The sequence below is a fragment of the Pontibacterium granulatum genome, from assembly GCF_029961155.1.
Classification (GTDB): domain Bacteria; phylum Pseudomonadota; class Gammaproteobacteria; order Pseudomonadales; family Balneatricaceae; genus Pontibacterium; species Pontibacterium granulatum.
In genome coordinates this window covers 287285-298835 of record NZ_JASBRH010000004.1, presented here as the reverse complement: position 1 = coordinate 298835, position 11551 = coordinate 287285, and the positions used below count along the sequence as shown (strand labels likewise).

The window sequence follows — 11551 nt, the reverse complement described above, 5'->3', positions numbered from 1 at the left end:
AGGGTGCCGGCAGCTTGAAAGCGGCCCTACATCCTACGGCCCAAACACCTTCAGGCTCAGCTTATAGCCTGTAGGTTGGTCATCGCTTTAGCGATCCCAACACTGCTCAACGAACCTAAGCGCGCAAATCTAAAGGCCGCCGGGCAACGCTGCGCGTTGATCAACCTACGGATAAAAAGTGGGTCTTGCGGACCCTGTTAAGCGTCCCTTCAAAATCTACATGCTACTATTTCCACTTAACGGTAAAGCCTCAGGTTATCAGGGAGTGGAAAAATGTCGGCAAAACCTGTGTATTGGTCCTTTCTGCTGTTTGTGTTTGCACTGCTTGCAGGATGTGGTGAAGAAGAGTCTAGACAGACGAACACGCAAAGCTCACCAGGCGCAGAACAGTCTCAGGCTGCACTAGAGGCAAAACCAGAACTGGCGGAACCGGATCTAAGGTATGCCGACACAACCTTTGCGGTTGCTGATGTAAGCCCCGATTTTTATCAGGGACGTTTGGCGGCAGCGGTTACCTTCACCGCGCCTGTACCTGTGAACCAACCTCTTTCCCAGTGGCTTAAGGTGGAAACCGCCCAAGGTGATGCGGTATCGGGTGAATGGGCTACTGGAGACAACGCCACTACACTCTATTTTCCCCATCTCAAGCCAGAAGCTAAATACAGTGTGACCGTGCTTGCGGGCATGCCGTCTCAGCTTGATAAGGCCATTGCTGAAGCGTATAGCGTAACTATCGAAACCGAAGCCCTCTCGCCGATGCTAGGCTTTGTCGGACGCGGTAACCTGCTGGCACACAAGCTGACCAAAGGCCTGCCGGTGTTATCACGGAATGCCGACTCCGTTGATATCGATTTTTTCCGAATACCCTCCGATAAACTGCCACGCTTCCTGAACGATAACCGCAAGGCCGGGCAGCAGGAGTTCTGGCAGGTGAGGGAGTATCTGCGCGATCTTGAACTGGTTTATACCGGACGCTTCGATCTCAATGTGGAACGTAACGCTCAGGCAACCAGCTATATCCCGATAAAACAGATCGAGAAGTTACAGGCAAAAGGTGTATATCTGGCTGTGATGCGTAAAGCGGGTGACTATAACTACAGCTATCCGGCAACCTGGTTTGCCGTGACCGATCTGGGTGTCCACCTTCGTGTCTATAAGGATCAGATCGACGCCTATATCAGCCACCTGAGTACCGCAAAACCGGCTGGCGATGTGGATCTGCAATTGCTGGATGCCGAAGGCACCGTGGTTGCGCAGCAACGCGCGTCTTCTGACGGGCAAGCCAGCTTTGGTGAGCTGGATCTTGGTGGAAACAGGTCACCGAGACTGCTCCTCGCCAGTCAGGGCGATGACACCACGTTGGTCCGCCTATACGGTCCGGCATTGGACCTCTCCGAATTCCCGGTCACCGGCAAACAGCCGCAGGCACAAACGCTGTTTCTCTATTCCGCACGAGACCTTTACCGTCCAGGCGAGAAGGTCACCGTCAGTGGCCTGTTTCGGGGACGTGACGGTGAGATGGTGCCCGGTATCCCGCTGCAGGCCTCATTGCGGCAACCGGACGGACGTATCGTCAGCACCCAAACGATCACACCGGGGGCGTTGAATTATTACGAGGTAACCGTCCCGATAGCGGCTGATCAGCCCACAGGACGATGGTCACTGCTGGTACAGCTGCCTGACCACACTCAGAGCGAATATAGCTTTCATGTGGAAGAGTTCTTGCCGGAACGAATGACACTGGAGCTGGACGGGCCTGAACAGATAACGCCACAGGATAGCCTGTCAGTGAACGTTTCTGGCCAGTACCTCTACGGCGCACCTGCTGCGGGTAACAAACTGCAGTCTGAACTGGTTGCGGCTATGCACGCGACGCCGTTTGAAAAATTTGCCGATTATCACTTCGGCGATATCCGCTACACCGACTTGAATAGACGGGTTGATCTGGACGACCTCAAATTGAACGAGCATGGGGCCGCAGTCTTGACGGTCAAATCGTTCTGGCAAAAGACCCGGGCTCCGCTGCGGCTGCGTTTGTTCGAAAGTCTGCAGGATATGGGAGGGAGGCCGGTCAGCCGTGCGTTCACCAGCTTTGTGTTGCCTGCCGACAAGCTGGTTGGCATCCGGCCGCTGTTTGCTGATAACACTACAGACTATAACGGCAACGCTGCCTTCGAACTGGTGTACACCGACGGCGAGAACAAGCTGGCGCGGGATGATCTGGAGATCACGCTGGTACGTGAACACCGCCGTTACCACTGGGTGTATTCCGAGGGCGATGGCTGGAGTAATCACTATACTGAGCGCCACTATCCGGTGTTCAGTCAGACAATGTCGATTGGTGCGGAAGAGGTCGCCGAGATTGAAGCACCGGTGGAGTGGGGTTATTACCGCCTGGAGGTTAAAGATCGGCAGACTGGCCTGATCAGCAGCTATCGCTTTAAAGCCGGATGGAGCGAGCAGGAGCAGGCGCTGTCCGGACGTCCTGACCGTATTGGTATGTCACTGGATAAAGCTGCCTATAAGGAGGGTGATACGGTTCAGGTACGTTTGCAGCCACCGGCGGCGGGTGAGGGTTACCTGGTCGTTGAAGGCGATCAACCGCTGCACTGGCAAAAGATAAGCGTGCCTGCAGAGGGGGGAACGGTTGAGTTGCAGGTCGATCCATCCTGGCAACGTCACGACTTGTATCTGTCTGTGTTGCTCGTCCAGCCGGGCGAAACTCGTGCGACCCGCTTACCACGCCGGATGATGGGGATTCAGCCACTGAAGCTTTCCCGTGAGGCACGTAAGCTGGATATCACGATGACGTTGCCCGCCAAAGCGCTGCCGGAGCAGGCTCTGAATATTCCATTACAGATTACGGCCGGTAAGGGCAGTGACTTACCCGATCAGTTGGGTATTACTCTGGCGGCGGTGGATCTGGGGATCCTGAACATTACCGAATTCGATACTCCGGATCCTTTTGACGGTTTCTTTGGCCAGCGTCGCTACGGCGTGGATGCGCGTGACAGCTACGGTGCCCTAATCGATGCAGACGATGGCGAGCTGGCAACGCTGCGTTTTGGTGGTGATGCTGACCTGCAGCGAGGTGGCGATCAGCCCGCCTCGGATGTGCAGATCGTCTCCCTGTTCAGCGGCATGGTGGCGGTGGACGAGAACGGCCAGGTACAGCTGCCAATTCAATTCCCGGATTTTAATGGTCGGGTGCGCTTAATGGCGGTGGCCTTTGGCGAGGACCGCTTCGGTTCTGTCGAGCAGGAGCTGCAAGTTGCCGCGCCACTGGTGACCGAATTGGTGAAACCGCGTTTCCTGGCGATCGGAGACGAATCTCAGCTGGCCCTGCAACTTCACAACCTGAGCGGGCGTGAGCAGCATGTGAAGGTTGAGCTGGAGTTGGATCAGGGGCTCGAGTTGCTGACCGAAGCAGAGCTGTTTGCGAAGCCGGTGGTGCTGGCGGATAACGAGCGCAGGCTGATTAAGATCCCGGTTAAAGCCACGGAACAGTTCGGACGCGCCACCATCGATATCCATTTCCGTGGCTTGGAAGGTCTCGAAACGGAGGCCTTGTCACAGTTCAGTCGTCGTTGGTATCTGAGTTCCCGTCCTGCCTGGGCTCCAAGTGAATACCGCTGGCAGCAAGCGCTTGCTCAGGGTGATAGCTTTGTACTTCCTACTGAACCGCTAAGTACACTGATGTCTGCGGGGGCGTCGCTGTCTCTGAACCTTTCTTCACGTCCCCCACTGGCGGTGGGGCGGCACATCGAGGCTTTGCGTGCCTATCCATACGGTTGTCTGGAACAAACCACCAGTGGTGTGTTCTCGCAGCTTTTCGTCAATCAACAGCAACTGGCACAGCTGGGCATTGAGGGAGAGAGTGAAACGGCGCGTCAGGATGCCATTCGACTGGCGATTCAGCGTTTGTTGGGCATGCAGAAGAGCAGCGGTGGTTTTGGACTCTGGGGTAATCAAAGTCCCGAAGAGTATTGGCTGACCGTGTACGTCACCGACTTCCTGTTGCAGGCCCGGGAACGGGGTTACAGCGTGCCGGAGCAGAATCTGCAGAAAGCCTTGCAGCGGGTGCAGCGTTACCTGCGCAACCCTCGCTGGATCTACGATGAATACGCCGGTGACAACAAGCGGGCCCGGTTTGCTGTGGGTGCCTATGCTGCACAGGTGCTGGCACGCAGCGGGCAGGCGCGTCTGGCAGAGCTGCGCACGTTGCATGACAACCGAGGCACACATTGGTCGGCGCTGGGCTTGTATCAGCTGGGACTGGCGCTGAACCAGGCCGGAGACACGCAGCGGGCCGCGAAAGCCCTGCAAGAGGCTCTGGTGGCATTTAACGGCAATCGATTCCATAGCAGTACCTACGGCAGTGAAGTGCGTGACCTTGCGTTGGCGCTCTACTGGGGGCTGGACGCGGGTTTGCCGGAAGCGCAATGGTCACCATTACTGTTTGAGCTGGACGGGCGTCTGAAAAGCCGCCAATGGCTCAGTACCCAGGAGCGTAACGCGTTGGTATTGGCTGGCTTGGCACTTCAAAAAGTGCCTGTGGATAAGTTGAATGCCGAAATTACACTCGGGGATAAAACCCTTGTGCTGAGCGAGCTGGACCAGCTGCAGAGTCGTTATGACCTGGATTCGCTGCACGATGGCCTGACAATCCGTAATCTGAGCGCCAACCATTCATACCTGAGTGCAACGCTGAGTGGTTACAGTCGTATGCTGCCGAATGCGCAGAGCGAGGGTATCGAGCTTCAACGGCGTTTCTATACGCTAGATGGTAAGTCTTTGGCAAACCCGCAGTTGCAGACCGGCGATATAGTCCTGGTTGAGCTGACATACCGCTTAAGTCAGGATATGAACCACCTGTTGATCGTGGACCTGTTGCCCGCGGGCCTGGAGCTGGAAAACCAGAATCTGGCCACCTCGTACGATCTGGACGAGCTGAAGATCAAAGGCAGCAGCGTGACCAGCCTGATGCAGGAACTGGATATCCGCCACCAGGAGTTCCGTGATGATCGCTACGTCATCGCTCTCAACCCAGCCTGGCGTAAACGTGGGCGTATCTTCTACCTGGCGCGTGCTGTGTCGCCCGGTGTGTTTACCCTACCGCCGACGTTCGCCGAAGATATGTACCACCCAGAGTTACGCCACAGTGGTGTCGATGCTGGCCTGTTGCGTATTACCGAGGACCAATGAGCGGCACGCTGAAATGGAGCGGTGTGGGCGCTCTCAGTTCAGCGTTATTGCTGCTGGTATTTCTGTGGTCACTGGATCAGTGCTATCCGGTGGCCGCGGAACCACGTGTCAGCACTGTTGTGCTGGCGGAAGACGGAACTCCGCTGCGCGCCTTTCCCGGTGAAAATCACCAGTGGCGTTATCCGGTGACCCTGCAACAGGTGTCGCCGGCGTACCTTGAGCTGCTGTTAGCGTACGAGGACCGCTGGTTCTACCAGCACCCTGGGATCAATCCGCTGGCATTGGTGCGGGCATTCTGGCAGAACCTGCACGCTGGTCGTGTGGTTTCCGGCGGATCGACCCTGACGATGCAGGTCGCGAGGTTACTTTATCCGCATGATCGCAGTTATGGCGGCAAACTGCTGCAGGTGTTGCGGGCGCTGCAGCTGGAGTGGCATTACAGCAAGGGTGAGATCCTCAACCTCTACCTCAATATCGCTCCGTTCGGGGGCACGCTGTCGGGTGTACAGGCGGCCAGTTACTACTACTTCGACAAACCCGCGCTGCAGTTGACCGATGCTGAGGCCGCGCTGCTGGCAGTATTGCCGCAACGTCCAAGCGTATACCGCCCCGACCGCCACCCCAAAACCGCCAGGAACGCGCGGGACAAAGTGCTGCAGCGCATGTTGTTACTTGGGAAATGGCCGCAGGCGAGGGTGGAGGATGCCCGCCGGGAACCGCTGGTCACCTTTGCACAGGGAATGCCCAACGTTGCCCCTTTACTGGCACGTCGGCTATATCAGGACTGCCCTGACTGCGCGGTGATCAACACCCTGATCGACTTCGACTTGCAGGTGCAGCTGGAAACCATGGTGCGCCAGTACAGTGAATCGCTCAGCGACCAGCACTCTGTGGCAGTGATGGCGATGCGCAACGATGACGGTGCGGTGCGTGCCTATGTCGGCTCGGCGGATTTCTGGTCCAGGACGCGAGCCGGGCAGGTCGATATCATCCAGGCAGTGCGCTCCCCCGGTTCGACGCTGAAACCTTTCCTCTACGGCTTTGCCCTGGATGCAGGCCTGATCCATTCCCATTCCCTACTGATTGATGCTCCCCGCCACAAGAGCCATTACCGGCCAGGCAACTTTAACGGTCATTTCAACGGCCCGGTGACTGCGACTGAAGCCTTGCAGCGCTCGCTGAACGTTCCCGCGGTGCAACTGATCGAGCATTTCGGCGCAGATCGTTTTATCACCCGCCTGCAAAACGGAGGCCTTAAAACCTTTGGTCCCGGTAGCGTGACTCCCAATACCTCGGTCATTCTGGGAGGGGTCGGCGTGCAGCTGGAATCCCTGGTAGGGCTCTACAGCGCACTGGCGCGGGCAGGCCAGTCGATTCAGCCAAGATTGATTCCACAACAGGCGACACGGGAACGTTACCTGTTGTCGCCGGGGGCAGCCTGGATTGTGCAGGATATGCTGGCACAACATCCTTACCGGCGGATTGGCAACACAACCGTTCAGCGCTGGGATCTGGCCTGGAAAACAGGCACCAGTTATGGCTATCGTGAGGCGTGGGCGATTGGCACGTCCGCCGAGTGGACCATCGGTGTGTGGGTAGGACGGCCTGACGGCAGTGCCAGCCCCGGGCGATACGGCCGGGTAACCGCAGCGCCGTTGCTGTTTGGTATCCATGCCGCGTTGCCATCAGCGAAGCCGTTGTCGCAGCCAGCATCGGTCAGTCGCCTGCCGATCTGCTGGCCGCTGGGTACAAGCGCCGAGCGTCAAGAGAACGCTGGGGATAACTGCCTGAAACGCCATCAGGCGTGGTTGTTGAATGACACTTCGCCGTACACGCTGCCGGAGGGCACCGATCTGAACCTGCAACCGGTCCTCAGCCGTATCTGGATGGATAGCAGTAGCGGCGAGCGGGGTGATCCGACCTGTTTATTCAGTGACACGCTAATCACAAAACAGATCGCGCTCTGGCCCACCGCCGTGCAGCCCTGGATTCCGGTCTACTGGCGTAATCACCACCGCCTGCCAACTCTGGCGGAAGCCTGCCGCACCTCGACGATTGCCATATCAGCGCCGTTGAAGATCATCAGTTGGCCAGATCAGGCACAACTGCGTTTGCCGGGTGCGCATCGTGATGAGGCCCTGGATATAACACTGGAAGCGGAAGGAGGCAGTGGCTACCGGGATTGGTATCTCAATGGAGGATATATTGGCCGCAGTCGCAAGCGCCTGCCGTATCAGCTAATGGAGGCGGGGACCTATCAGATCAGCGTGGTCGATCAGCAGGGCAGTACGGATATGGTGGAGATCCGGGTGCTACACTGATCAGCGATTACTGTAACCGGGCTGGTCACACAGCTTCTTACCGCTGGGCATAAAGGTGCCACTGCCTCGCGCCACTTCTCGCCCGCGAGGATCGTACATCACGGCTTCGGCAACCAGTAACTGTTTACCGGCACTGATCAGCGTGCCTTTGGTGGTCAGTGGACCTTCACTGACGGCGCGGGTGATATAGGTAGTAAAACCGGTGGTGACCAGAAACTCGGAGCGGTTGCGGCTGGCTGCAGCAAAATAGGCGGCATCATCCAGAGCCTTGAAATAGAGGCAGCCGTGCATGGATCCGGCGGCATGGAAGTAGCTCGGAGACACGTTGCTAAGGATGGTCGAGCTGCCTTTCTCTACGGAGATTGTGCTTTCCAGATACTGGTTGATCGGTGCGGCCTGATGCATGCGCTCCAGCGCACGGTAGTGGGCTTCAGTTGCTGACATTGCTGTCATCCTGTTGTGGCGTTGTTGTCTTGTTCTTCTTCCTGTGCCTGCGGACGATTCTGCGCCAGAGGCGGTCTGAAGGATTGGGCGGTGTTAAAGTCAAACGACAGCTCTTAGCCGATCCTCTATCGGTTATCGATAATCTACTGGAACTGTTCCGGCATAATACCACAGCGCTCTGCTGCGCCTTCGACCGATAAATGGGTGGGTTTTAGGTGCAGTTCGTGGATAACTTCGCCAACTGACGGATTGTTTAGAAATTGCATTTTAAATCAACGGGCTAGAGTTATGGTTGCTTGCTCTTGGTCTGAATCTTTCCCAATTCTTTCCCGTGCGATTTTCGCAGGGTTCAGATTCACAGCTTCTTTCAGGTAATCTGGCGCTAAGTGGGCGTACTTCAGAGTCATGTCCAGGTTAGCATGGCCAAGTAGCTTTTGAAGCGTCAGGATGTTTCCGCCGTTCATAATGAAGTGGCTGGCAAAGGTATGTCTCAGAATGTGAGTAGCTTGGTTCTCAGATACATTCAGAGTGCCTTTGATCACCCGTGAAGCAGTTGTACGGCATGAACGGAATAGTCGCTTACCAGGTGTTCTACCGTCCATGATCTTTTCGTAGAGTGCTTGCTCAATTGGAACAGTACGGCTGCGTTTAGTCTTAGTGTTATTAAACGTTATCCGGTCGGGGTGTACTTCGCTATAGTGCAGCTTCATAGCCTCTCCCCAGCGTGCGCCGGTAGCAAGGCATACCTCACAGATTACAGCCACATCTCTATCTGGGTGTGAATCCAGAGCCTTCAGGAAGTACTCTATCTCACCGGCAGAGAGAAACGCTTTGCTGTTCTCATGTACCTTTATCGACTTGATCGGCGCTGCCGGGTTCTCATAGTCGATCAGCTTTTGCTTACGCAGGATATTGAACAAACCTCGCACGCTGATCATTTGCGTGTTTAGTGTGCTTGGTTTTATCGTTTCCAACCGCTCGGAGCGCCAGTTATGAATATCTTCCGTGGTGATCGTCCGTGCGATCGGGTCGCCTAATGCCTTGCAGAACAGATCAAGAATGCGCCTTTGGTCAGCTCCAGCAGCGAGAGTCTGACCATGATGGGTCCACCACAACTCAATGATCTCAGAGAGTAGACGATTATCCTTGGGGGCAGGGTTCCACTCCTTGCCCGCAGCAGTTTGGGCAAGAATGTGGTTCTTGAAGTTGAGTGCTTCGGCCTTTGTGTTGAAGAGACGAATGATCCTTTTGCCCGCATGGCCGTTTGGGCGGATGTCTACTTTCCATTTGTTATTGATCCTCTGAATCATTGGTACACCTTTGGAGCCTACAAAGTGCTGAACTTTACAGTAGCATGCAAGTCAGAACATGCAGCATTCTATGTTGGTGGCTGCTAAACTGAGGCTGATATGATTTCTTGCCTTGTTAGTTGTATGGAAACGTATAGTTGGCCTTCAAGTGTTGGGCTTTTAGTGTTCTAACAGGTAGGGAAAGTTCAGCTCTCAGTGGCTGAAAGAATACATGGACGTAATTTATTTTGAAAATAAGTTGCGTTTATATTTATAGGGAAAATGGGTAAGCGTAATGACACGATTGGACTTAAAGTATCAGGCTCAGGCTTTTGTTAATTGTGAAGAGATTGAGCCAAATGCTGAAAACGTTAAAAGACTGTTAGATGTCTTTGGTGAGTATGGCTGGATTCCAACTACTTTCAGGGAAAAGTCAGAGTCCGGTGGGCCTGATATCCTGCGTCCTAGGCTAAATAGTGTTGATGACGAATGGAGTCTTTTTATCGGTATGTCTAGAGTTTTTGTCGTTAAAAACTGTACTGATGTAGATTGCTCGAATATGGGTTCTTTAGTCGATTTTTCGAACAAAGCTAGGGATGTTTTTGAGCGGCTCTTTGCTGAGTATGATATGTCTGCGAAGAGAGTTGCATTAAATGTGACTTCTTTGTTTGATGGGGTTCCAGAAGAGAGGCTTGCAGAATTTTGGCAAAACTTTGTTTCAGTGCCTGATTTTTATGAAGCTCCTATATCTGATTATGGTGTGAAGATAAATTCAGTTTCAGAGTGTTCTGTCGGCGGGTTTAACGAAAGCCTGAATAGTATTTCTGTCGTGAATGAGGCGGAGGGAACTCTCGAAGTGGCCGGTTCTGAGCTGAACTTTAAAGGCGTAAATATTGAACTTGACGTTAATACACTTGCTGAAAATAAAAAATCAAGATTTGATAAAGATACTATTGGTGATGCACTTAGAGGCGTAATTCAGCGTGGAGAAGTGGTTAGCAATGGTTGGGGCGATTTGTTGTGACTTTTAAACACATAACCATAGATCATATTCATCCAGCGTTATCTAAATCTCGCAGGCTTGAAAATCTATCGTCCATTCTTGTTGGAGAAAGTCCTGTTAGATCTAGCACGCGTGATGCGTCTTACCCTATTGAACCTACGTTTCTTAGTTATACTAGTGAACGTGCTTGGAGAAAGGTCTTAGACAATCGCACAGTGAGTGCTCTAAGTATTTTTAAAGAGTCCGGTGTTTCTTCTAAGTTGGGGGATGACCAAAGTACTTCAAGCGATGTTCCGTCAGTATTCGTGATAGGAGCGGACAGGAATAAACAAGACTTTGTATTCTTTAAGACGCTGGAAAACTTTATAAGAACTGAAAGCCTTGAGGATGGGATGGTATCTCAAGCTGAAGTATATCTTGAGAAAATGATTCGCTTAAACCAAGAGCGCTACTGCAAGCTATTCTCTGACTTTGCCCGAAAAAGGATGCATGATCCTTATGACTTTTCTTATTTGTTGAATCTTCTATCTCGCATGCCATATAACTTAGTATCGTCGATCGGTCCCTTTATGGCTGTATCTGCATTCTCTAACGTAAATGATGAGGTTGTTGAGGCTGGGATAAGAGCGTTCGAAGGGTGGTCAAACAAAGACTCTCTTAATTATCTTGAGCAGTTTACTGCGATAGAAAAGCCGTGGCTCAAGGAGTACTTAGAGCAAGTTATATGCGACCTTAAGGAAGAGATTTATGGAGAAGCTTGTTCGTAAAATAGAATACTCAAAATGGAAGCCGAATTTTGATCGAGGGCTTCCTGAGTTTTCTGCTGACGCTATTACAAATTGCTTGAAAACATCCAAGAACACACTTTCTGTTTGGTGCTCTGCATCCGAGAGTGAAGACGATATAAAGGAAGCGGTATTAGCTAATGTTGGTGTTCTTCAATCATTGGCTACAGTGTATTTTGTGATTTTAGATGGTGATTATATTAGAGATACCATTGGTCTGGATATACAAGAGATAGAGGGTAATAGTTTTATCAAGGATAAAGATAAAACTCATAAGGATATTATCGATGTTAACTACAAGAAGATAGGCGAGTTTGCAGGGTATATAAACTCTTTGGTTGCAGGAGACTCTGTTGACGAAAACCCTAACGTGGTTAGATTGACAAAAGGGCAAGTTAAAAAGATTATTTTGGAGGCTCATAAGGCTGGGCGTGTAGATACTGACCGCCTTACTCCAAGTTTGTTAAAAGCATTGCAAATTTAAGGCTGATATTAAGGCAGTGT

At 53.0% G+C, this 11551-nt stretch carries 7 protein-coding genes; 5 read left to right on the top strand and 2 right to left on the bottom strand.

Translation table 11 applies throughout. The annotated features are described in order from the left end of the window. The first annotated feature begins 273 nt into the window (after positions 1-273). Together QKW35_RS06090 and pbpC are read left to right on the top strand one after the other, a co-directional pair. The gene (locus QKW35_RS06090) at positions 274-5205 is read left to right on the top strand and encodes an alpha-2-macroglobulin family protein (RefSeq protein ID WP_282351466.1); all 4932 of its coding nucleotides are present in this window, start codon (positions 274-276) and stop codon (positions 5203-5205) included. Next, on the top strand, positions 5202-7526 hold the full coding sequence (gene pbpC, locus QKW35_RS06085; RefSeq protein WP_282351465.1) for a penicillin-binding protein 1C: 2325 nt from the start codon (positions 5202-5204) through the stop codon (positions 7524-7526). Before QKW35_RS06090 ends, pbpC begins: the two co-directional genes overlap by 4 nt. Here the strand turns inward: pbpC and QKW35_RS06080 are convergent, their stop codons facing one another. Further along, complete coding sequence (locus tag QKW35_RS06080) at positions 7527-7970, bottom strand: PaaI family thioesterase (RefSeq protein WP_282351463.1); 444 nt, start codon at positions 7968-7970, stop codon at positions 7527-7529. It abuts the gene before it with no gap. Between the two features lie 272 nt (positions 7971-8242). Then, positions 8243-9280 (bottom strand): phage integrase, encoded by a 1038-nt coding sequence (locus QKW35_RS06075; RefSeq protein WP_282351462.1) that lies wholly within the window; start codon positions 9278-9280, stop codon positions 8243-8245. Between the two features lie 274 nt (positions 9281-9554). On the opposite strand from QKW35_RS06075, the gene QKW35_RS06070 reads away from it, so the two are divergent. The 3 genes from QKW35_RS06070 to QKW35_RS06060 are packed head-to-tail and all read left to right on the top strand — an operon-like array spanning position 9555 to position 11531. After that, on the top strand, positions 9555-10283 hold the full coding sequence (locus QKW35_RS06070; RefSeq protein ID WP_282351460.1) for a hypothetical protein: 729 nt from the start codon (positions 9555-9557) through the stop codon (positions 10281-10283). Further along, positions 10280-11029 carry a hypothetical protein gene (locus tag QKW35_RS06065; protein ID WP_282351457.1) on the top strand — a complete coding sequence of 250 codons (750 nt, stop codon included), beginning with the start codon at positions 10280-10282 and terminating at the stop codon, positions 11027-11029. Before QKW35_RS06070 ends, QKW35_RS06065 begins: the two co-directional genes overlap by 4 nt. Continuing rightward, the gene (locus QKW35_RS06060) at positions 11010-11531 is read left to right on the top strand and encodes a hypothetical protein (protein ID WP_282351454.1); all 522 of its coding nucleotides are present in this window, start codon (positions 11010-11012) and stop codon (positions 11529-11531) included. Before QKW35_RS06065 ends, QKW35_RS06060 begins: the two co-directional genes overlap by 20 nt. Positions 11532-11551 lie beyond the last annotated feature (20 nt).

Excerpts from the sequence above, each read along its gene's own strand:
- QKW35_RS06090 (WP_282351466.1), top strand. The coding sequence starts at position 274 with ATGTCGGCAAAACCTGTGTATTGGTCCTTTCTGCTGTTTGTGTTTGCA.
- pbpC (WP_282351465.1), top strand. The coding sequence starts at position 5,202 with ATGAGCGGCACGCTGAAATGGAGCGGTGTGGGCGCTCTCAGTTCAGCG.
- QKW35_RS06080 (WP_282351463.1), bottom strand. The coding sequence starts at position 7,970 with ATGTCAGCAACTGAAGCCCACTACCGTGCGCTGGAGCGCATGCATCAG.
- QKW35_RS06075 (WP_282351462.1), bottom strand. The coding sequence starts at position 9,280 with ATGATTCAGAGGATCAATAACAAATGGAAAGTAGACATCCGCCCAAAC.
- QKW35_RS06070 (WP_282351460.1), top strand. The coding sequence starts at position 9,555 with ATGACACGATTGGACTTAAAGTATCAGGCTCAGGCTTTTGTTAATTGT.
- QKW35_RS06060 (WP_282351454.1), top strand. The coding sequence starts at position 11,010 with ATGGAGAAGCTTGTTCGTAAAATAGAATACTCAAAATGGAAGCCGAAT.